Origin of the sequence: Wolbachia endosymbiont of Drosophila ananassae (assembly GCF_008033215.1) — a bacterium.
GTDB lineage: Bacteria > Pseudomonadota > Alphaproteobacteria > Rickettsiales > Anaplasmataceae > Wolbachia > Wolbachia pipientis.
The window spans coordinates 1,324,573-1,347,195 of record NZ_CP042904.1; the positions used below are offsets into that span (position 1 = coordinate 1,324,573).

23 protein-coding genes and 1 tRNA gene are annotated in these 22,623 nt (G+C 35.5%); 9 read left to right on the forward strand and 15 right to left on the reverse strand.

Going from position 1 to position 22,623, the window contains the following annotated elements; all coding sequences use genetic code 11:
- Window positions 1-31 precede the first annotated feature (31 nt).
- The 3 genes from EA652_RS06460 to purF are packed head-to-tail and all read left to right on the forward strand — an operon-like array spanning window position 32 to window position 4,066.
- A complete protein-coding gene (locus tag EA652_RS06460) occupies window positions 32-1,498 on the forward strand; it encodes a proton-conducting transporter transmembrane domain-containing protein (protein WP_006280124.1) in 1,467 nt (488 codons plus the stop codon).
- A gap of 53 nt (window positions 1,499-1,551) precedes the next feature.
- Window positions 1,552-2,655: a rod shape-determining protein RodA gene (gene rodA / locus EA652_RS06465; RefSeq protein WP_121721680.1), complete on the forward strand. Its 1,104-nt coding sequence runs from the start codon at window positions 1,552-1,554 to the stop codon at window positions 2,653-2,655.
- Window positions 2,656-2,680: 25 nt separating this feature from the next.
- Window positions 2,681-4,066 (forward strand): amidophosphoribosyltransferase, encoded by a 1,386-nt coding sequence (gene purF, locus EA652_RS06470; protein WP_006280126.1) that lies wholly within the window; start codon window positions 2,681-2,683, stop codon window positions 4,064-4,066.
- 19 nt (window positions 4,067-4,085) lie between these two features.
- On the opposite strand, the gene EA652_RS06475 is transcribed toward purF, so the two are convergent.
- From EA652_RS06475 to rsfS, 7 genes are all read right to left on the reverse strand, one after another.
- Window positions 4,086-4,595 carry a DNA-3-methyladenine glycosylase gene (locus EA652_RS06475; RefSeq protein ID WP_006280127.1) on the reverse strand — a complete coding sequence of 170 codons (510 nt, stop codon included), beginning with the start codon at window positions 4,593-4,595 and terminating at the stop codon, window positions 4,086-4,088.
- 400 nt (window positions 4,596-4,995) lie between these two features.
- A complete protein-coding gene (gene ruvB / locus EA652_RS06480; RefSeq protein ID WP_007548585.1) occupies window positions 4,996-5,970 on the reverse strand; it encodes a Holliday junction branch migration DNA helicase RuvB in 975 nt (324 codons plus the stop codon).
- The gene (gene ruvA / locus EA652_RS06485) at window positions 5,967-6,539 is read right to left on the reverse strand and encodes a Holliday junction branch migration protein RuvA (protein WP_007548584.1); all 573 of its coding nucleotides are present in this window, start codon (window positions 6,537-6,539) and stop codon (window positions 5,967-5,969) included. Before ruvA ends, ruvB begins: the two co-directional genes overlap by 4 nt.
- Before the next feature lie 862 nt (window positions 6,540-7,401).
- Window positions 7,402-7,731, reverse strand: a complete 330-nt coding sequence (locus EA652_RS06490) for an SWIM zinc finger family protein (RefSeq protein WP_007548583.1) — start codon at window positions 7,729-7,731, stop codon at window positions 7,402-7,404.
- Window positions 7,732-8,694: 963 nt separating this feature from the next.
- Window positions 8,695-9,945 carry a tyrosine--tRNA ligase gene (gene tyrS / locus EA652_RS06495; RefSeq protein ID WP_007548582.1) on the reverse strand — a complete coding sequence of 417 codons (1,251 nt, stop codon included), beginning with the start codon at window positions 9,943-9,945 and terminating at the stop codon, window positions 8,695-8,697.
- 1 nt (window position 9,946) lies between these two features.
- On the reverse strand, window positions 9,947-10,186 hold the full coding sequence (locus EA652_RS06500) for a hypothetical protein (RefSeq protein ID WP_010963049.1): 240 nt from the start codon (window positions 10,184-10,186) through the stop codon (window positions 9,947-9,949).
- Window positions 10,177-10,494 carry a ribosome silencing factor gene (rsfS, locus tag EA652_RS06505; RefSeq protein WP_006279567.1) on the reverse strand — a complete coding sequence of 106 codons (318 nt, stop codon included), beginning with the start codon at window positions 10,492-10,494 and terminating at the stop codon, window positions 10,177-10,179. The genes EA652_RS06500 and rsfS overlap by 10 nt, the downstream gene beginning before the upstream one ends.
- 179 nt (window positions 10,495-10,673) lie before the next feature.
- Between rsfS and EA652_RS06510 the strand changes: the two genes are divergently transcribed.
- From EA652_RS06510 to EA652_RS06520, 3 genes are read left to right on the forward strand one after another with little or no spacing between them, the layout of a single operon-like run.
- Window positions 10,674-11,291 (forward strand): AAA family ATPase, encoded by a 618-nt coding sequence (locus EA652_RS06510; protein WP_044471315.1) that lies wholly within the window; start codon window positions 10,674-10,676, stop codon window positions 11,289-11,291.
- Window positions 11,284-11,772 carry an RNA pyrophosphohydrolase gene (locus EA652_RS06515; protein WP_006279569.1) on the forward strand — a complete coding sequence of 163 codons (489 nt, stop codon included), beginning with the start codon at window positions 11,284-11,286 and terminating at the stop codon, window positions 11,770-11,772. Before EA652_RS06510 ends, EA652_RS06515 begins: the two co-directional genes overlap by 8 nt.
- Entirely contained in the window at window positions 11,769-12,536 is a 768-nt protein-coding gene (locus tag EA652_RS06520) for a TatD family hydrolase (RefSeq protein WP_006280340.1), read from the forward strand. The genes EA652_RS06515 and EA652_RS06520 overlap by 4 nt, the downstream gene beginning before the upstream one ends.
- Before the next feature lie 27 nt (window positions 12,537-12,563).
- On the opposite strand, the gene mdh is transcribed toward EA652_RS06520, so the two are convergent.
- From mdh to EA652_RS06555, 7 genes are read right to left on the reverse strand one after another with little or no spacing between them, the layout of a single operon-like run.
- Window positions 12,564-13,514, reverse strand: coding sequence for a malate dehydrogenase (gene mdh, locus EA652_RS06525; RefSeq protein WP_007548577.1), 951 nt, complete (start codon window positions 13,512-13,514; stop codon window positions 12,564-12,566).
- 3 nt (window positions 13,515-13,517) lie between these two features.
- A complete protein-coding gene (locus EA652_RS06530; protein WP_007548576.1) occupies window positions 13,518-14,090 on the reverse strand; it encodes an NADH-quinone oxidoreductase subunit C in 573 nt (190 codons plus the stop codon).
- Entirely contained in the window at window positions 14,083-14,589 is a 507-nt protein-coding gene (locus EA652_RS06535) for a NuoB/complex I 20 kDa subunit family protein (RefSeq protein WP_006279574.1), read from the reverse strand. The genes EA652_RS06530 and EA652_RS06535 overlap by 8 nt, the downstream gene beginning before the upstream one ends.
- Before the next feature lie 3 nt (window positions 14,590-14,592).
- Window positions 14,593-14,946, reverse strand: coding sequence for an NADH-quinone oxidoreductase subunit A (locus tag EA652_RS06540; protein WP_007548575.1), 354 nt, complete (start codon window positions 14,944-14,946; stop codon window positions 14,593-14,595).
- Between the two features lie 18 nt (window positions 14,947-14,964).
- Window positions 14,965-15,333: an HIT domain-containing protein gene (locus EA652_RS06545; RefSeq protein ID WP_007548574.1), complete on the reverse strand. Its 369-nt coding sequence runs from the start codon at window positions 15,331-15,333 to the stop codon at window positions 14,965-14,967.
- A gap of 3 nt (window positions 15,334-15,336) precedes the next feature.
- Window positions 15,337-15,594, reverse strand: coding sequence for a hypothetical protein (locus tag EA652_RS06550; protein WP_006279579.1), 258 nt, complete (start codon window positions 15,592-15,594; stop codon window positions 15,337-15,339).
- Between the two features lie 16 nt (window positions 15,595-15,610).
- Complete coding sequence (locus EA652_RS06555; protein WP_012673409.1) at window positions 15,611-16,384, reverse strand: hypothetical protein; 774 nt, start codon at window positions 16,382-16,384, stop codon at window positions 15,611-15,613.
- Window positions 16,385-16,567: 183 nt separating this feature from the next.
- Here EA652_RS06555 and EA652_RS06560 point away from each other — a divergent pair, with 183 nt between their 5' ends.
- Both EA652_RS06560 and EA652_RS06565 read left to right on the forward strand, forming a co-directional pair.
- On the forward strand, window positions 16,568-18,097 hold the full coding sequence (locus EA652_RS06560) for a UDP-N-acetylmuramoyl-tripeptide--D-alanyl-D-alanine ligase (protein WP_012673410.1): 1,530 nt from the start codon (window positions 16,568-16,570) through the stop codon (window positions 18,095-18,097).
- Between the two features lie 50 nt (window positions 18,098-18,147).
- A complete protein-coding gene (locus tag EA652_RS06565) occupies window positions 18,148-19,098 on the forward strand; it encodes a complex I NDUFA9 subunit family protein (protein WP_012673411.1) in 951 nt (316 codons plus the stop codon).
- An 8-nt stretch (window positions 19,099-19,106) separates the two neighbouring features.
- Here the strand turns inward: EA652_RS06565 and EA652_RS06570 are convergent.
- A tRNA-Arg gene (locus EA652_RS06570) sits at window positions 19,107-19,180 on the reverse strand.
- 1,545 nt (window positions 19,181-20,725) lie between these two features.
- Between EA652_RS06570 and htpG the strand changes: the two genes are divergently transcribed.
- Window positions 20,726-22,621: a molecular chaperone HtpG gene (gene htpG / locus EA652_RS06585; protein WP_041582670.1), complete on the forward strand. Its 1,896-nt coding sequence runs from the start codon at window positions 20,726-20,728 to the stop codon at window positions 22,619-22,621.
- Window positions 22,622-22,623 lie beyond the last annotated feature (2 nt).

Here is a 22,623-nt window from a genome sequence, read left to right on the forward strand (position 1 = left end):
AATACTTTAACGATATATTAACAACAATTTAATGCAATTACCAATCTTACAAGTTATTATCCCAATAATTGCATCAATGTTTTGCTTTCTTGCCAAGAAACACAAGGTATCTTGGTTTATTTCTTTTATTGCAACAACAATCACTCTTATCATTTCATCAATACTACTCATAAAAACATATAGAGGCGAGATTATAACTTATCACCTTGGAAATTGGGCTCCTCCGTATGGAATAGAGTTAAGAATCGACGTGTTAAATTCCTTAATTCTAACCCTAGTGAATTTTATAGCGCTGATTAGTGTGCTTTATAGCTTTTATATTAACGAAAAAGAGATTAGCAAAAACAAAATCACTGGTTTTTACTCTCTATTTCTACTGTGCTTAAGCGGACTGCTCGGGATTCTAGTAACAAACGACATATTTAACCTTTACGTTTTCTTGGAAATTTCATCTCTTTCTTCTTATGTATTAGTTTCAATGGGAAGGGATAAAAAAGCCTTAGTTGCAGCATTTGAATATCTAATTAGTGGAACAATAGGTGCAACATTTTATTTATTTGGCATCGGGCTCTTGTATTCAATGACTGGAACGCTCAATATGTCTGACATGGCTGAAAGAATAGTTCCATTATACGATAACAACATCATAAAACTTGGCACGTTGTTCATTTTTGTTGGTCTCTCAATCAAAATGGCACTGTTTCCATTAAGCAGGTGGCTGGTTAATGCATATAGTGAGGCGCCAAGTTTCATTAGCATATTCTTTTCAGGCACAGTGACAAAAGTGATGATATATGTTTTCATCAGAATCTTTTATACTGTTTTTCATCAAAATTTTTTCTTGTTTAAGCCGCTGTTGGACAATGTGATAATTATCCTCGCACTTTGCGCTATTGTATTTGGGTCGATATTTGCAATAACCGCAAAAGACATAAAAAGACTGCTTGCTCACTCTAGTATTAGCCAAATTGGTTATATAATTTTAGCACTGAGTTTTAACTCAAAAACAGGTGTATTTGCAGCAATTCTTCACATAGTAAACCACAGCATAATAAAAACATCTTTATTCATGGCTGCAGGATGTATTTCTTACAAATTTGATACAACAAAAATAGAGAATTTATCGGGACTCAAGAAATCAATGCCTTATACAGCACTTGCGTTCACTCTACTCAGTTTAGCATTAATCGGTGTGCCTTTAACAAATGGCTTTGTAAGCAAGTGGTATATAATGAAAGCAATTATTGAATCTCATGCGTGGATTTCCCTTGTAACATTTGCTGCTGGCTCTTTCCTTGCATTGATATATATGTGGAAGATGGTAGAGAAAATGTATTTTGAAAATGATGCAACGTCACGCACTGGAATGACACTAGGCAAAATTAATGATGTGCCATTTCCTATGCTTTTCTGTCTATTGTTTATGGCAGCTTTAACAGTAGTAACTGGAATATATAGCACTCCAATTCGGTTAGTAGTTGAGAAGTTGGTTTTTTGATTTTTATCTTTGTTTCATATTTTACTATACTTTAAGGTTATAAGGTCTTTATTGTGGATAGGCTGAAGAAGATTCATTGGTTATTAGTCATTAACGTGATAGCGCTGTTTTGCGTTGGCATTGTTGTTCAATACTCTTCTGCTGGAGGAAAGTGGGTGCCATTTGCGATTCACCAACTGATCATATTCTCCTTCTTTTTCCTACTCGCTATAGCTATGTCATTCATAGAGCTAGATTTTTATTTGAAGTACGCCTACTTTTTTTATATAGCAGCAGCGATTTCACTATTAGCAGTAAATTTTTTTGGCTCACACATAATGGGTGCAGCAAGGTGGATAAGAATTGGATCAATTAGTTTGCAACCATCAGAATTTGCAAAAGTAGGCTTAATACTTGCGCTTGCTCGCTATTTTGATAAGCAGAGTGTGTATAAAATGATGGAATTTAAAAGATTGCTTAAGGCACTTATAATTATTTTCTTACCCGTGTTCTTGGTGTTAAAGCAACCTAATTTAGGCACAGCTATGATAATGTTATTTATAGGGATATCAATTATATTCACAACAATAATAAAAAGATCTCATTCAGTAATATGTGGAACTCTTGGCATTTTTGCAGTACCGGCTATTTGGCCTTTTTTACGTCCTTATCACAAGCAAAGGATATTGTCATTTTTGGATTCATCAGTGGATCCACTTGGAATAGGTTATAATGCGCAGCAATCTCAAATAGCTATTGGTTCAGGAGGTTTGTTTGGTAAGGGCTTTGTTAACGGAAGTCAAACTCAACTTGGATTTTTGCCGGAGAAACGTACAGATTTTGCTTTTGCAGTGCTGAGTGAGGAATGGGGATTTTTAGGTAGCATGACTTTAATTTTACTCTATACTACATTGCTTGCTATAATGCTCTCTATTGCTTATAGGTCAAAAAATTATTTTTCTAAGTCGGTATCTATCGGCATTTTTGCCTTTTTTAGTGCTCATTTCTTTATAAACATCGGAATGACAATGGGCCTCTTACCTGTAATAGGCGACCCATTGCCATTTCTGTCCTATGGAGGAAGTACAACTGCTGCAAGCTTAATATGTATAGGGCTATTGCTAGCAATAAAAGCAGATGAACAACAAAATACTTGTATTTTACCTATGCTAAAGTAAAATTTAACTTTACTTAATAGTTTTTATGCTAGATGAAATGCGTGAGGAGTGTGGGGTATTTGGCATAAGTTGCAACCAAAGTGCTGCTTTTAACTCTATACTTGCTCTCCACGCTTTGCAGCATAGAGGTCAAGAGTCTTTTGGCGTAGTAACCAGTAACAACGATAAGCTGCACTCTTATCACTTTCAAGGTCAAGTGAGCAGCATATTTGATGATATAGATGAAATAAAGAAATCCTTACCTGGAGATTGTGCAATAGGTCATGTTCGATACTCAACAAGTGGTAGTAAATTTGGAGTGCAGCCCATGTTTGGCAAAAGTGGCAAATTTGGGGATTTCGCCATAGCACATAATGGTAATTTAATTAATATTTCTCCAATACGCGAACAATTAATTAAACAAGAGTGCGTTTTTCAGTCAGATATTGATACAGAAGTAGTAGTGCATCTGACAGCAAGCGGTGAAAAAGATAGCTTTTTAGAGAGTTTTATATATGCATTAAAGCAAATACAAGGTGCTTATTCTTTTGTGGCAATCAATCAAGAAGTAGTTATTGGAGTACGTGATCCATCTGGAATCAGGCCTCTTGTTTTAGGGAAGTTAAACGGTTCTTATGTTCTTGCATCTGAAACTTGTGCTCTTGATATAGTAAATGCAGAGTTTGTTAGAGAAATAGAACCAGGTGAGTTAGTCACCATTGATCGAAATGGTAATCTAGCTTCAGCATTTCCTTTCCCACAGCAAAAATCAAGTTTTTGTATTTTTGAATACGTTTATTTTTCAAGACCAGACAGCATAATGGAGAATAGGTCCATATATGATATAAGAAAAGAAATAGGAAGAATACTTGCAGAAGAGAGCCCACCAAAAAACAATATGGATATGGTTGTACCAATACCTGATTCTGGAATACCTGCAGCTATTGGATATGCAAAGCATTCAGGATTACCTATGGAACTGGGAATAATTCGTAATCATTACATAGGAAGAACTTTTATACAACCAACCGCTGAAGTACGTAAAGTTAGAATAAAATTAAAATTCAATGCTAATAAGCACACTTTGAAAGGTAAAAACATAATTTTAATAGATGATAGTATAGTGCGTGGTAGTACGTTAACAAATATAATAGTTATGTTAAAGGATGCAGGAGTAAAAGAGATTCACCTCAAAATTTCAAGCCCACCAATTAAGCATTCTTGTTTTTATGGAATAGATACGCCAGAGTGCAAAGATTTAATTGCTGCAAATAAATCTGTAAAGGAAATTAAGGAAATTATAGGAGTAGATAGCCTAGCCTTCTTGAGTATTGATGGACTATATCAGGCTGTTAAAGGAGAGGTGCGTAACAATGCTATACCACAATATTGTGATGCTTGTTTCACTGGTGATTATCCGATTGGCAAATAGTCTACGCAAGGTCTTAAGTTTAGAAAATCTTAAACCGCCAAAATTTCTCTTGGCCTTTACTAATTCCGATTCTCGGGGTGCAAATATAATCTGGTTTGAGGTGAGATTCATAAACACAAAATTTGTGGCTTATAGTAAGGTCCTGTTTGTTATGTTCTTTTGTAATATTTAATCTTTTACACAATATTCCTGGCCCACCTAAATTTGCTTCAAGTGGTTCAATAAGCTTTAATCCCCGTATTAACACTGCTGCTGGGAACCCTTCTGTTTCTGTTACAATATTTAAACAGTAATACATTCCATATATAAAATACACGTATGAAAACCCCGGCATACCAAACATTACTGAGGTTCGGTTAGTATAGCCTCTTGCCGCGTGACAAGCTGGGTCATTCATTCCTATATAGGCTTCAACTTCGGTTATTATTCCACTAAAGTTAGAAAATTTGAGGACTTTTCCCAATAACTCTCCAGCTACAGTTAAGGTCGGCCGCTCGTAGAAATTTCTTGGCAGTATTGTGCTACCCATTTTTTATTTTTGTTCTGAGGTTCTATATAGAGTTCAGTTTAAGAATTTCTGGATCCCAGTGTCAAGCACTGGGATGACAAGAAGGGGAGCTACTTGAATGACAAGAAAATGGTACTGGCATAATAAGAAAGAAACATTGAGATGGTGAAAGAGAGAATATATGCAAGCAGTCACCCATAGGGTAGCGCGTGACGCTGGAATCCAGTTTTCTCCTATTACCCAAACCATAGCTTAATTAGTTAGAATAGCATAACTAGCGAGTACGAAATGGAGAAGTTTTAATTTGAACTACAGTTTCAGTGCTATTTAACACATATGCCTTCATACAAAAAGATGCCAGTATATGATATTATGCCAATCAATATATATAATTGAATTATGGTAGAAAAGCTCTCTAATATTAAAGGCTCAAATACTCCTTTGCTTGATCGGTTAGAACGCGCCCTCTTGGTGTGCGCTTTACAAAACTAATTTTGATTAAATAAGGTTCTACTGTTTCTTCAATATTGCCAACATCTTCGGATAGCGCAATAGATATGGTGTCAATTCCAACAGGGCCTGAAGTGTTGAATAAAAATCTTAGATAATTCATATCAAGTTTATTGAGTCCCATTTTATCTACACCCAATTTTAGTAATACAGAATCAGCGACTTCATAAGTAATTTTTTTATCATCTTTCACTTCAACAAAATCCCTTATTCTTCTGAGTAACCTCAAAGCAATTCTTGGAGTGCCGCGCGCACGGCAGGCAATTTCCCGTGCTGCATCCTCTTCAATTTCAGCAGAAAGAACTCTTGCGCCTCTTTTTATAATATTAACCAGCTCCTCAAAGGAATAAAACTCAAGATGCAAAGGAATGCCAAAGCGATCCCTCAGTGGTGCAGAAAGTAATCCAAGCCGCGTTGTTGCTCCAATTAGCGTAAATGGTGGTAGATCTATCCTTAAAGTGCGAGTAGATGGACCTTCACCTACTAATATGTCCAAGCAAAAATCTTCCATAGCAGTATATAAAACTTCTTCGATGCTGCGATTTAATCTATGAATTTCGTCGATAAATAGAACATCTTTTGCATTTAAAGTGGTAAGCACTGCGGCCAAGTCTCCAGCTTTACTAAGTAAAGGACCAGAAGTTGCGCGGAAGCTGACTCTTAACTCTTTAGAGACAATTTGTGCTAAAGTTGTTTTGCCAAGCCCTGGAGGACCGTACAATAAGACGTGATCTAAAGCTTCAGTTCTCGTCTGTGCAGCGTTTATAAACACTTTTAAATTTTGTATTAAGTCTTTTTGCCCGACAAAATCATCAAGTTGCTCAGGCCTGATGTTAATATTGCGCACATCTTCAGTATATTCTTTACCGCACGATATTGATTTCATAATGTTGAGAGCTCCTTAAGCGCCATGCGAATAATATCCTTAGTGTCCAGATTTGGCCTGTATTTTTTTATCGTATCATAAGCTTTCATTTTTTCATATCCAAGATTGATCAATGCTGAAAGGGCATCTTCATTAATTGGATGAAAATTATTGTTATTTATTTCTAGTTTACTTACTTTGCCACTCAATTCAGTGATGATTCGATTTATGAGTTTCAGGCCAAGTCCACTCATCTTGAGTGTTACTTTATCTTCATTCATAATTGCCAAAAATAGCTGTTCTGGAGTTAATTTACTCAAAATTGACATTGCAGTTTTATAGCTAACACCGCTTACTTTGACAAGCAACCTCAAGCACTGCTGTTCTTCTTCGCTTATAAAACCATATAGCTGAGTAGTGTTTTCTCTGTTATTTGCATAGGTTTCGATAAGTAATTTGATTCTACTTCCAATTGCACAAGCACTTAAAGTTTTGGCTGAAAGATACACCATATAGCCAACATCATTCACATTCAGGATTATGTGATCACTGCGCACTTCATCAACTATTCCGCTTAGATTTCCTATCATTTTTAACACTATATAGAGTTCAGTTTAAATACTCCCGGATCTTAGGTCAAGCAAACGAACATTATAACAGGGAAACGTGGCTAAAAAACCACTTGACAAACTCCGCCAGCCCCCTTATCATAAACACTGAAGCTATTTATTTATCTTCTCTGTACAGATTAAATGACAAAAAAACTCACGTATCTGGCGTATCATGTTTAATTTTTTGCACTATGTGCACCTTATGTCTTATAAAATTTCTACCTACATAAGCTGAAACGCGCTTATAAAGCGTTTAAAACATAAAAAAACGCCAACTTAAAAAATGGATAGTGAATAACTAGCTACCCTAGGGTTTCTTTTGCCTTTTTTTCTGTTTAGTAAATTTCTTAACGTTTATAATTTAGATTAGTTGCGGTTTAAAAGTAGCTGAATCGCGGTTATTAAGTGTTTAGAATAAAAAAACGCCATACTTGAAAGTATAATGTAAGTAATTAGCCAATCATGGGGCTTTTTTTGCCTTTTTTTTCGTTTGGTAAATTTCTTAATGTTTATAGCTAAACGACAACCGTCATCCCGCTGCTTGTTAGCGGGATCTATGCTAAGAGATACCGCGGATGAATCGCGCGGTATGACGGTTCGTGGTGGCATCTCGTCATCCCGCTACGTGTTAGCGGCTAAGAGATACCGCGGCGGTATGACGTCTTAGCCATAGATTACCTGATCTCACCATCTTTCCGGTTGTTTTATACATAATTCTCGGATTTTGAAAGTTCACTTTGAATAAATTGCTCATATTCTTTATCCTCTAGTTCTTCAAAAATCTCAGGATAATGTTTACTGGAACGAGTAATTATTGAAATTAGCTCTTGCTTTGTTTTTCTTAGTAAAACCTTTCAAAGAGAGTCTGTTCATCTGGGCGCGCAGACGATCGATACTCCTTTCTATCAAGTGCAACCAAAGCAAAACCTGTTGCAGCCATATGCTTACATGGACCATAATACACAAATGCAGGACAGGAACATGTTCCACTCAAAAGAGGACCATCGTGCTTTAGTGTTACTCGATATACATTTGATCCAACTACCTTTGATTTAGCTTGAGATTCATTAACAGATATAATCTGTACCTTTCTTTTGTCAAAATAATCCCTTCCTCTGGAGCGGTAGGGTTCTTTGATAAGACCTGTGATATCTTTATAATACAGTCTCATTTTTACCTCCTTTAAAACCCTCAATTTTCTAATATATCCTTTCTTCCATAAAAATTTATTAACTCACCACGACTTTTATATGGCCCTGCGGACAATTTTATAGTGCTATAGCTAACTCAAGAAAGGTTTCCCTACGTCATACCGCGATTCATTCCATAACTGTATGAACATTCATTTTTGAAGGTAAATTGCACAGCAAATGGTGTCATGAAAGTAGCTGACACTGGAATCCAGCCTTGCCGTAATCTCATCAAGAACGTTGTGTTTTAACATAAAACGGCTACTTTTATACTTACCAACTTAATAAAATTCCTGGATCCCAGTGGGCTTTGTTGCATCGCTAGCTATGATGGATTAAAGATAAAAAAGATAGGGAATATCAGTAGCTTATTATTCTGGTATTTATAACAAGAACGGTCAATGAATACCTAAATTTGAGTAAAAGAAATTTCACTACCATTTACCAATCCGGCTAAAATTCAAGAATTTCAATGCTTTAGCTATTTTCAATAGAATTAAATTTATTAATATAAATAACAAATTACTATTCTTAAATTTGATCAGATTGATTGCAAAAAAACAAGATTTTCAATAGGTTGCTTATAATCCTAACTATAGTTAGCCTTTCATAAGTAGCGATGCAACAAAGCCATCCCAGTGTCAAGCACTGGGATGACAAGAAGAGGGTACTTGGATAAGAGGCATTGCCCTCCTGGTAGGCCCAAATTGCAATGTCCGTACAGTTATGGATTCATTCGCGGTATAGATTCCGCTAATGAGTAGCGGAATGACGAATTTGTTGTTTTTCAAATTGTAGGTAAACCTAAGCCACTTTAGCTATATATAATAGAATTTCGCTTTCTACTATCTTTCCAGTTGTTTTATACATAATTCTCGAATTTTGAAAATTTGCTCCATATCTAATTTCTCACTTGTATAAAATTTGTTTTCTTACTTCGAGACCTAATCTACCACAACTTTTATATGGCGTTTCTTTCCTGCAGATAATTTTATAAATGGCTGATCTTTAAAGCTTTCGAAATTTATTACATGATCAATATTGTTTACAACATTATCATTAATCTTGCATCCGTTGCCCTGTATTAAACGCTTTGCAGCGCCTTTTGAAGGTTCAAAACCGGTGTCATGTAGTAGGTCTACTAAGGATATGCCGCTTGCAACTTGTTCTTTTTTTATGATGTAATCAGGAAGTAGTGAGCTATCTTCATTCTCAAAAGCAGAAATTGCAGCAAATTGTGCAAGTTCCGCTTCTTTGTCACCATGACATATTTTTGTCACTTCTGTTGCCAAGACCTTTTTTGCTTCATTTATTTCTTGATCCTTTAAAGACTCTAATTTTCTAATCTCATCAATTGGCACATCAGTGAGCAATCTTAAAAAACGTCCAACATCTTGATCATCAACGTTGCGAAAATATTGCCAGTAGTCGTAAGGCTTTAGCATATTATCATCAAGCCACACTGCTCCACTTTCAGTTTTGCCCATTTTTTTTCCTTGTGCATTTAATAAAAGAGGCATGGTAAGGCCAAATAGCTCAGGTAAATTCAACTTTTTTCCAAGTTCAATTCCGTTTACTATATTTCCCCACTGGTCTGACCCTCCAATCTGCAGACGACAATCATATTTTTTGTTTAATTCAATAAAGTCGTAAGCTTGCAATAGCATGTAATTAAATTCCAGAAAGCTTAAGGTTTGCTCTCTATCCAGCCTGGTTTTCACACTATCAAAACTTAGCATACGATTTACAGAAAAATAAGCTCCTATATCACGCAAAAAATCTATGTATTTTATGTTATCCAACCAATCTGCGTTATTTACTATCATTGCACCAGTCTTGCTGTCATTAAAAGACACCATTTTCTCTAATATTCTCCTTATACTGGATGTATTTTGATTGATGTTCTCTACAGGCAAGATGCTTCTTGCTTTATCTTTGAAGGATGGGTCACCAATTTTTGTTGTGCCACCTCCAAGTAAGACTATCGGCTTATAACCAAATTTTTGTAGGTGACAGAGCATCATAATCTGAATTAGGTGACCAGCATGAAGACTTGGTGCTGTGCAATCAAACCCAATGTATGCAACTATATAATTGCTCTGCAATAATAATTGATCTAGTCCTTCAATGTTTGTGCATTGGTATAGGTACCCTCTTTCTTGGATGAAATTTAAAAATTCAGATGCGTGTTTCATTTTATAAACCCCAGTCTATCCTGTCATTAATGCCGAAGGTAACCCTAATAGAGAAGCCAGTGCCCAGACACTGGAACTTAATTATAAACAAGCACACTATACAACGTTTTCGATGAAATTGCATGAAAAACTGGATTCCAGTGTCAGCTACTTTCATGACACCACTACCTGTGCAGGAGTTGCCTTCAAAATTACAACGTTTGTGCAGTTGTGCACCAGCTATCCAGGCAATCAGTTCCATAACTCTTCTATTTTATAATACTCCCTTACTTCCGGCCTGAATATGTGAACCATTATGCCTTGAAAATTCAAAACTACCCAATTGCCTTCATCCATACCTTCTACATCTATTTTATCATGTGGCTTGAGGCTTTTTATTACGTGCTCAGCTAAAGCTTTAACGTGACGGCTTGAATCACCAGATGCAATAATCATATATTTTGCAATAACGGTTTTATTCTGCACATCAAAAGTTACTATATCATGACCTTTATTTTGATCTATTATCTCTTCAATTGTACTTCTTATCGATTCCATATCGCTAAGCATTGTTTACAGGTTATATGATTCATTTATAATTATATACTCAAAATTTCTAAATATGAACTATTTTCAACGCAGTTACTTGTTAAAGGTATTACCTGCATCTATTTTATCATCATGTTTTTAGCATGTACAATGTATATACTTTTTATATAATTGAAAATAGCTTTTTACTAGTATTCATTATGGGCAAGACTCTCATCTACTTAATCGGCTTTCCAGGCAGTGGTAAGTTTACTACTGCAAAGGAACTGTGTAAAATCATTGGTGCAGTAATAGTAAGCAATAATCTATTCAATAATATTATATTTGATATTGTTAAATTACAAAACGCTGAAGTTCCAGATGACCTATGGGAAAAAATTTTTGCAGTTAGGGAAAATGTATTAGCAATACTGGAAAAACACTACGTAAAATCAAAACATTATATATTTACAAATGAATTGATAGAGGGTGATCCCTATGACCAAAGATTATATAACTCAGTGGTAAATTTAAGTAAAAAAATGGACATGGAAATTTTTTCTGTAGTATTACATTGTAATAATGAAAAACTAGTAAGACGTGTCCAATCAGAAGAGAGATATCAGGAAAATAAAATTACTGATCCGGATTTTGCTATAAAGAAAATTGAAGGGAAAAGGCTATTTATACCTCAGGGTTCGCTTGAAATTGATAACTCGAACTTGAGTGCAAAGGAAGTTGCAAAGAAAATTGTTGAAGAGATGAAGAAAGAAAAAAATGGAAAATTAATTAAAACTTCTGTAACAAATCATTTAAAAACAGAGCGTACTCGTGGTTGAGCAGAAAGATAAGTACCGTCCTTGTGTTGGCATAATGCTATTTAACAGACAAGGACATGCCTTTATTGGAAAACGCTTTGATAGCGATTCTTACTGGCAGATGCCACAAGGAGGTGTTGATGATGGTGAGGAACTGGAACAAGCAGCGTTACGTGAGTTGCTAGAGGAGGTTGGTACTAATAAAGTAAAGGTTATAACTAAAAGCAAGGATTGGATATACTACAACTTGCCTGAAGAAGTTATACCAATATGCTGGAATGGAAAATATTCTGGTCAAAAGCAAAGGTGGTTCTTAATGAAGTTTTGCGGAGAGGATGAGGACATTGATATTAATTATACTGGTCATCCAGAGTTCAAAGAGTGGCGTTGGCAAGGTATAGATAGTTTAGTAGCCAGTGCTATATCATTTAAAAAAGAAGTTTATAAAACAGTGATAGAAGAGTTTTCTTCTATAATAAAAGCCTCAACAATAAGCTCATGATAGTAGATTCTCATTGCCACTTGATTTATTTTTCTGACGATGAAATACCAAAAGTAATTTCAAGGGCAGAGCAAAATGGTGTAAAGGTTTTGCATAACATATGCGTAAGCATTGACGATGTTCCTAAGTTATTAAAAATTTCTTCATCCTATGATCAGGTCTACTCCTCTGTTGGTATACATCCGCTTGATGCTGCTATAGAAAACGGTGAGTGTATACATGTTGATGAATTAGTTGAATTTACCAAGAACCAAAAGGTAATTAGTATCGGTGAAACCGGGTTAGATTTTTATAAATCTGACAACAAAGACAATCAGAAAAAAAGTTTTGCATTACATATAGAAGCGTCAAGAATAACTGGACTACCTTTAGTTATTCACACAAGAAGCGCTGATAATGAGATGATCGATATGTTAAGGTCAGAAATGAAAGCCGGTGCTTTTAGTGGAGTAATGCACTGCTTTGCTTCCTCTAAAGAACTTGCTTATCAATCTATAGATTTGGGGTTATGTATTTCATTTTCTGGAATTATTACTTTTAAAAATGCGAGCTTACTCAGAGAAATTGCACAAAATGTACCACGCGAGCGTGTTTTAGTCGAAACTGATGCACCATATCTATCACCTGAGCCTTATAGGGGAAAAAAGAATGAACCAGCAATGGTGAAATACGTTGTTGATTGTTTGGCAGAGTTGTGGAATGAGTCACCAGAACAAGTAGCGAAGGTAACCACAAGCAACTTTTTTAGGCTGTTTGAGCTATAAAGAAGCTCTATAAAACCATTAATTTGCTTATGAACCTAAAGATTTCACCAGCTCTCTCACCGAGTTTACAGACTTATTAAACATTTCTTGTTCACTATCATTCATTTTAACTTCTAGGATCTTTTCAATTCCGTTTTTTCCAATAATTACAGGAACACCAATAAACAACTCTTCTACACCATATTCACCATTAAGGTAAGCAGCACATGGTAATATGCGCCTCTTATCTTTTAAATATGATTCTAACATGCATATAGCTGAAGATGCAGGAGCGTAGTATGCAGATCCAGACTTAAGCAGATCAACTATTTCTTTACCGCCATTGCGAGTGCGTTCAACTATTTCATCGACTTTTTTCTGTGTGATAAGACCCATATCGATAATTTGAGTAAGTGGAACTCCAGCAACTGAAGCACAATTGATTAGTGGTACCATAGTGTCGCCATGTCCTCCAAGCACAAAAGCAGATATATCTTCAACTGAGATATTTAACTCACTTGCAAGAAAGTAACGAAAACGGGAAGAATCAAGCACTCCTGCCATGCCAACAATCATATTAGTTGGAAGGTTTGAAAATTTATGCACCACTGAAACCATGGCATCCAAAGGGTTGGTAACCACTATTACAAACGCGTTTGGAGAATATTTTTTAATATTTTCGCCAACCTCCTTCATTACTTTAGCATTGGTTTGCAGGAGGTCATCCCTGCTCATTCCAGGTTTTCTAGCGATGCCAGCGGTTATTATAATTGCATCGGAGTTTTTTATATCTTCATACCTATTTGTGCCAGTAATATTGACATTAAATCCATCAATAGGGGATGATTCTGCTATGTCGAGTGCTTTACCTTGTGGTATTCCATCACTAATATCAAGTAAAACAACATCACCGAGTTCCCTTAGTGCAATCATATGGGTGAGAGTTCCACCGATATTTCCTGCACCGATTAAAGATATTTTTTTTCTTTGTACTGTCATTTTCTACTCCTTTGTATTTACTTTTATGGTTTTACCTTCCCAAGGCGATAAGCTATCAAACATACGAAAATCTTGCGGTAAATCTATAGGATTATACACAACCTTTTTTGTCTCTATATCATATCTTACTTCCTCATAACCAGTGAGAGGGAAATCTTTTAACATTGGATGACCTTTGAATCCATAGTCTGTTAGAATCCTACGCAAATCAGGGTGATCAGAAAACTCTATTCCATACATATCAAACACTTCACGCTCAAACCACAAAGCCGTACTAAATATCTTCGCTACACTTGGAGGCATGTCGCTTTCACATAACTGAAGCTTTATGTGTACTCTAATATTATGCACAATGCTGAGCAGATTGTATATTAGCTCGAAACGCTTCTCTCTATTTGGATAGTCAACCCCAAAAATATCAACTAATAGTTCAAACCTACACTTTTCATCATCACGTAGAAAGAATAGGTGCTTTTCAATTTCATCTAAAGTTGAATATATTACAATAATGCCATCATCTTTTTGAATGCACTCGCATTTGGTCTTTTTTTGTATATACTTTGCAGTTTTATCCATTCCGAGTCCGTTTTATTTTGTTTTGTAGGCATAGCATTCCATATAGCAACGCCTCAGCGGTTGGTGGGCATCCAGGGACATACACGTCAACTGGCACAATTCTATCACAGCCTCGGACTACTGAATAAGAGTAATGGTAATAACCACCACCATTTGCACAACTTCCCATGGAAATAACATACTTCGGGTCTGCCATTTGATCATAAACCTTGCGCAATGCTGCTGCCATTTTATTAGTTAGTGTGCCAGCAACAATCATCACATCTGATTGACGTGGGCTTGCACGAAACATTATACCATATCTATCAAGATCATAACGGCTGGATGCAGTATGCATCATCTCAACTGCGCAACATGCAAGACCAAATGTCATTGGCCACAATGAACCAGACCTTGCCCAATTCATTACATAATCTGTTAAATCACCAAATTTAGTGACAAGAAACCCTTCTTTTTTATAACGACCCCAGTCATCATTAGATAGAATTTGATTTGTCATAAACTACTCCCACTCTAATGCACCTTTACACCATTCATAGATAAAACCTATAGTGAGTATTGCAAGAAATACCATCATAGACCAAAATCCACCATAGCTTATCTTAGATAAAGAAACAGCCCAAGGAAAAAGAAAAGCAATTTCTAAGTCAAATATTATAAATAATATTGAAACTAGGTAAAATTTAATGTCAAAATTTTTTCTTGCACTGGATAGTGGATTGAAGCCACACTCATATGTGGAAAGTTTTTCACTATCTGGCTTACTCACTGCAAGAAACATAGGCAATATACCTAAAACAAAAGATACTACAATTGATACGCAGATAAAGATTACTATGGTTAAATATTCGCTCATTTAACAAAACATATAACACTATGAATTTACATGCTTTCCTAACTTTTTACCACCTAAAATATGCACGTGAAAATGTGGTACAACCTGCTCTCCATTTTCACCGTAGTTAGTGACTAACCTATACCCTGTTTTTTCTAGATTATATTTATGTGCTATCTCTCTTACAGTTTTGAAGAAATTTGCTATCTCCTCTTCAGAAGCTTTTAGAATAAAATCATCGTATGAAATATATTGATTTTTGGGTATAGCTAAAATGTGAACTGGTGCGTCAGGGTACTTATCATGAAAAGCTAGTACATTTTCATTTTCATGTACCTTCTCACAAGGTAACTCACCTCTTAATATTTGAGCAAAGATGTTATCGCTATCATAAACTTCATTGCTCATATTTTAAGAGCGACCTTTCCCTCTTTCTTCGTTTTTCTCTACATTAGGTGTAGATAGTGGTTTTATCGCTTCACCAGAAGCATCTTCAAGATTTAAAGAGCTTACAAGTTCCCTTACTTTTACCATGTCCTGCTGTTCTTTCAAAAAGGGTTCTATTCCACTTACCCTTTTTCCAGTAATAACTCCTGGTTGTAAGTGATACATATCCCCAGGAACAGTTAGACTATGATGTCTTTCCTCTATTTTTTTAGCTTCACTCATAATACTCTCCTATAACTTATTTTTGCATTCCACAACTTTGCGACTTACCTGCTTTTATAGCTTCTTGCGCCCATTTTTTCTCACCTGAAGCTATAGTTTCTGAAGGCTGACCAACATCAGACTTCACAACTTTGTCTGATGACTGCTTTTGATTATCATATTCCTTATACAATTTTTCTGCAATACCATACAGCAATTTTAAGTCTGTGTGAACTTTAAATTCTCCACCAGTAATTTTTGCTAGATCTTTAAGGTTACCGTCAACTTTTTGTTTAATTTCTTCAATAGCAAGCTTTTTTATCTCCTCTGGACTCTTTCCTTTATTTTTAGAGTCAGTTTTAATGTCTTCAATTATTTTTTTAACATCAACTTCAATTACAATTTTATTTTCTTCTCTATGTATAGTGATGTTTGAATACTCACTTTTTAGTGCTTTTATTTTATTCAATTGTTCATCATTCAAATAAGGTATATCTCCCGTCAGAGTTCTTGACACTAAAAAACTTACCTTTCCTATCCCTTTCTTTTGCTCTGTTATTTGTACACCAAGATCCTTACTAGCCTGTGTGGTTTCTATAGGTGGATCATATTCCCTTTCTTCTTCAGGTACATCTATACCAACAGCTTTCTTTAACGAAACTGTAGCATCATGTTTCATTTCACCCGTTGAAGCAAACGGCTTCTTTATAGGGTAAATAAGTGCTTTAGGCACAAGAGCAAACACCCGACCTGTAGCTTCTACACCTGTTTTAACTGCTCCGCCTATCTTAGCCCAAATAGATTCTGCCATACATACCTCCAAGGTAGTTTCTATAACTAAATACATTTTAATTATAGACGAAAAAATTTAAACTTCTATATCCATTATAAGATAGAATTATAGGGATTGCAACCATTATTTGCACATTGTCTAAAACATGTAGTATTTTCGCTACTTTTATTGTTCAATTTATTATAAAGAATACTCTAAATTATGTTTAAATGGAACACAAATAATATCATTGATGCAACTGGCGGAAGAGACGTAAATGGTTGTAATTGGATACATAGCTCAAATATTTCAACGGACACAAGAAGCATAAAAAAAGGTGATTTATTTATTGCCCTCAAGGGAAAGAATTTTGATGGCCATAATTTTTTGCATGAAGCGTTTTTAAAAGGGGCTGTCGCTGCAATAGTGAGTGAGGGTAAATATAAAAGTTTCCCTCTCATGATTGTACAAGATACCCTGAAAGCTTTGCACGATATGGCATCATACTACATTAGAAATGTTCTTATTGATGCTAAAGTTATTGCAGTTACAGGCAGTGTCGGGAAAACCACTACAAAGGATATGCTGCATACTGTTTTATCGCAATATGGAGTGTCCCATGCAAGCGAAGGTAACTTAAATAATAATATAGGATTGCCTTTGACAATTCTGAAAGCTCCAAAAAACTGCCAGTACTTAATTCTTGAAATGGGAATGAATAAAGTTGGTGAAATAAAAGAATTATCAAAAATTAGTAATCCGAATATTGCAGTCATTACCAACATCGAACCTGCACATACTGAAAATTTTTCATCACTATTTGACGTTGCACAAGCGAAGTTAGAAATTCTGTATGGTATGAAAAATAACGGTACTTTGGTTTTAAGCAGAGATAATAAATATTATGATTATCTCTCATCACACGCCAATAGAAATGTAATAAGCTTCGGTAAAGATAAAAATGCTGAAGTTTGTTTACTAAACTTAATAAGAAACGATGAATCTTCTGTCATTTCAGCACTATCTTCTGTCATCCCAGTGCTTGACTACTTGGATCCAGGAAGTTCAATTGCAAATGAGCATATCAGACGGTTGTATAATAAAGACTGGATTCCAGCGTCACGCGCTGGAATGACATCAAACCGAGTTGCTAATAGATTAAGTTTAAAAATCAGGCTGAGTGATAATCAAATTATAAACTGTAATTTACGTGTACAAGGTGAGCATTTTGCTTATTCGCTACTTGCTGTTGCAGCAGTTGTGCAAAGCCTCGGACTTGATTTATCAAAATTACCACTTGCACTTAAGAATTTTAGTGTAGCGAAAGGTAGAGGCAATATTCATAAGGTCAAATGCAATAAAAAATATATACATTTAATTGATGACTCCTATAACGCCAGCCCTGCTTCGATGAAAACTGCAATAAAAACTTTGAGTACATATTCTAATCAGAGAAAAGTAGCTTTGCTTGGTGATATGTTGGAACTTGGTGATGAAAGCATAGAGTTTCATACAGATTTGGTTAAGATTATCACAGAAAATAATATAGATAAAGTTTATACAGTTGGTAAATTTATGTTAGAATTGCATGAGCTTTTGCCAGATAATATAAGAGGCACGCATTTTAATGATTCTAATCAATTGAAAAGTGATTTAGCTAACATTATTCAGAATAATGACGCAATTCTAGTTAAAGGCTCACGAGGAATGAAAATGGATCTTATTGTACGGGAATTCGTAATAAAATATTAAGCGAAATCATTGTATTAATTTACAGTAACAAATTATTAGGAACTTTAATTGTGACAAAACGTGTAATTATTTTTGGTGGAACGGGGTTTATAGGGAAACACATCGTAAGACGCTTGGCAGCAGAAGGATATTTAATAAAGATATTCACTCGTAATCAGGAAAAAGCTGCTTGTTTAAAATTGTGTGGCAATTTAGGACAAATATCAATATTTAAAGGCGATTTTTTTGATGAAAAATCAGTTCTGGAGGGTATGGAAGAATGTGATGTAGCTATAAACTTAGTGGGAATATTATATGAAGCAAAAAAGCACGATTTTTACGCTGTTCACGTTAAAATAGCTGAAAGGATAGCAAAAGCTGCAAAAATGAAAAATGTACCTATGATGATACATTTTTCTGCTATGGGAATAGAAAATAGCAAGTTGTCAAAATATGCCAAAAGTAAATTGGAAGGTGAAAAAGCTGTAACTTCAGCATTTCAAAAAGCAATAATAATTAGGCCAAGCCTTGTATTTGGTAAAGAAGACAACTTCTTTAATAAATTTGCAAGATTAGCAACTATTCTTCCTTTCTTACCACTAATTGGCAATGGAACAACTAAATTTCAGCCAATATGTGTAACAGACTTAGCTGAAGTGGTATATCGTATTATCAGTTTTAATAAGCAAGACAAGAAAATTTATAACATGGGTGGACCAAAGGTTTACTCTTTCAAAAGCTTATTGAAGTTTATTCTGAATGTTACTAACAGAAAGTGTTTGTTGATCAATGTATCTTTTCCAATGGCAAAGTTAATAGCTTTCTTTTTAGAAAATAAAATTATTTCTATGCTGCTAAAACCAATAACCGGAGATACGAACCCTATGCTTACTCAAGATCAGGTGAAAGTTATGATGAATAGTTCAATCGAAAAGTCAGTTGACCTTGAAACAATGAAGGTTCGACCATTAGCAATTGAAAATGTGGTGCCAGAGTACTTGAAGATTTATAGAAAGTATTGATAAAAGAGTGTGCCCGGTGGGATTCGAACCTACGACCCACAGCTTAGAAGGCTGTTGCTCTATCCAGCTGAGCTACGGGCACACAACATATATAAAATGCTTCTTAGTACAAGTGAAGTCAAGTACTTCGTGTGAATATGATGTTTATCTTACAAAACCTTGTCATTGCAGTTGTGTGTCGCGCGCTACCGAAATTGGATGCGAGAAGTCTATTTATTTTAGAAAATATTATATAGAAAGTTGCTTGACAAACTCCGCCAGCGCCCTTATCATGAAACTGAAGCTATTGTATTTGCTTTCGCCAATCTGCAGATTAAAAGGTAAGGATTACTTAATGTATCGGCGTCTTATGTTCAATTTTTTGCAGTATATAGATACTGTATGTCTTTACAAAACTTCATCTACATCTAGATTTTTATCTAAATAAGCTGAACGCGCTTATAAAGCGTTACAAGACATCAAAAAATGCCAATACTCGACAGAGATAGTAAAAGACTAGCTAACTCGGGGATTCTTTGTCTTTTTTTCTGCTTAGTAAATTTCTTAAACATTTGCAGCGTAAGTTAGTTGCAATTAAAAGCGGCTGAATCTCGCTTGTCAAGCGTTTAAAACATAAAAAACGCCAATATTTTAAAGCGGATAATAACCCCAGGGCTTCTTTTGCATTTTTTTTCGTTTGGTAAATTCCTTAATGTTTATGGCTAAACGACAATCGTCATCCCGCTGCTTGTTAGCGGGATCTAGAGATACCGCGAATGAATCGCGGTATGACGGTTCGCGGCGGTATGACGTAGGACTGCTGTCATCCCAGTGCCCAAACACTGGGATCCAGTTTTCTTTACAAATTCACCAAAAGTGTTTCATTCTATAACATAAAACCCATACTCACCAAATCCAATGCATTACTTGCAATTAAGTTTCCTGGATCCCAGTGTCTGGGCACTGGGATAACAAAGGAGGACGTTATTCCAGTGCCAAGCACTGACCATTTCTGGTCTCTTAAATTGCAACTAATCTAAGTATTAAAAAATTTACCAAACGAAAAAAAAGGCAAAAAAAGCCCGATGGTTAGCTAGTTACTTACATTATACTTTCAAGTATGGCGTTTTTTTATTCTAAACGCTTAATAACCGTGACTCAGCCGCTTTTAAGCCGCAACTAATCTAAATTATAAACGTTAAGAAATTTACTAAACAGAAAAAAAGGCAAAGAAACCCTAGGGTAGCTAATTATTCACTATCCATTTTTTAAGTTGGCGTTTTTTGATGTTTTAAATAGTGTATTTCAGCTTGTGTAGCTAGAAATTTGATAAAGACATGAGGTGCACATAGTGCAAAAAATTAAGCATGATTTACGCCAAATACATTAAGTTTTTTTGTCATTAATCCACTGCAGAGATTGCGAAGATAAATAAATAGCTTCAGTTTCATGATAAGGGGGCTGGCGAAGGGTGTCAAGGAAGTTTTTCGTTTCATCCAATGCGCTGCCAAAAGTTTGTTATGCAAGAGATCCCATAAATTGGGTGTCATAATAACTACACCCACATTAATTTTGGTGTACGTGACCTTGAAAGATCGTGATTCAATACTTAAATTATTAGGGTAGTAGGCAAATAATGGAGCTCAAAATGCATAATGTACAAGAAACTGAAAATTTAAAATTTGACGCTGAGGTAGGGAAAGTACTGAATATAGTGATTCATTCACTTTACACCAATAAAGACATTTTTCTGCGTGAATTAATATCAAATGCATCAGATGCATGTGATAAGTTGCGCTATGAATCTCAACTAAACCCTAATTTGCTAGATTTGAGTGACGAATTAAAAATCACTATCAGCTCCAATAAAGATAAGAACGAGCTATATATCACTGATAATGGCATTGGAATGAATAGACAGGATTTAATAGACAATCTTGGTACAATTGCAAGCTCTGGTACGCAAAAGTTCTTGGATGCGATTAAGAATAGCAAGGATTCAAGCCAAACTGTGGAGCTGATTGGGAAGTTTGGTGTTGGTTTTTACTCAAGCTTTATGGTTGCATCAGAAGTAATAGTAGAATCGAGAAAAGCTGGAGAAGAGGAGTCTTGGATCTGGCAATCCAAAGGAGATGGGAAATATTCAATCAGCAAGTCAGATAATCAAGTCCCTCGCGGAACCAAAATTACGCTCATTATGCATCCTGAAGAAAACGAGTTTTTAGATAAATTTCGTGTTGAAAATATTGTCACTACTTACTCTGATCACATAAATTTTCCTGTTGAATTTATAGACGAAGAAGGAAAAAGTGAAAAGTTAAACAGTAAGGCTGCAATTTGGACTAAGCCAAAAAATGACGTTACTCAAGAGGAGCACAACGATTTTTTCCGCAGTGTTGCCCACGTTGGCGGGGAGCCCTGGATGATATTGCATAATAAAAATGAAGGTGCAATAGAATATACAAATTTGCTTTATGTTCCTTCTATAAAACCTTTTGATTTATTCCATCCAGATAGACGTTGCTCTGTGAAGTTATATGTAAATAAAGTATTTATCACTGAAGATAACGTACAGATTATACCACAATACTTGCGTTTTCTGAAAGGCGTGGTTGATTCACCGGACTTGCCTCTTAATATCAGCAGAGAAACGCTGCAGAATAATCGTGTTGTTGAGCAGATCAGAAAATCTCTCACTAAGCGTGTGATATCAGAGCTCGGTAAAAAGGCAAAAGAGAATTTAGAGGAGTACACAAAATTCTGGACCAATTTTGGTGCAGTATTAAAAGAGGGTCTTTGTGAAGCTATGCCAACTGATGAGAGAGAAGCGCTGCTCTCGATTTGCAGATTTCATAGCACCGGTGATGAGAAGTTGATCAGCATTGATGATTATATAAGCAGAATGAAGCCTGAGCAGGAACATATCTATTATCTCACCGGAAATAGCCTCGATTCAGTGAAAAACAGTCCGCAACTTGAGGGATTCGTCAGTAAAGGACTAGAAGTGCTCCTATTTGTTGATCCAGTTGATGACTTTTGGACTAGTGTAATTCATGAATACAAAGATCAGAAAATCAAGTCTGTAACCCGTGCAGATGTTGATTTGGAAAAATTCTCTTCAGAAGAAGATAAGACAGATGAAGAAAATAAATCAAATGGAGAAAAAACTGAGGAAACTATACTGCAATATTTTACCACAGTGCTTGGAGATTCAGTAAAAAGCGTAAAAATTTCCAAAAAATTGACTGATAGTCCCGTATGCCTAGCGGTTGATGAAGGTGCTATGGATCTTCGCATGGAGCGTTTTTTGCGTGAACAAAAGCAGCTAAATTACCGCACGCCAAAGGTGCTGGAAATTAACACTAAACATCCTGTAATAAAAAGTATAATGAAATCTCACGCTGAAAATGGTGAAAACCCAACATTGGAAGACATGATTCATTTATTATTTTACCAAGCTTGTATAGTGGAAGGTGAAGAGATGGATGACGCGAGCAGCTTTGCTAAGAGACTGAATAATTTGCTTGGCAAGATTTCTGTTTAATG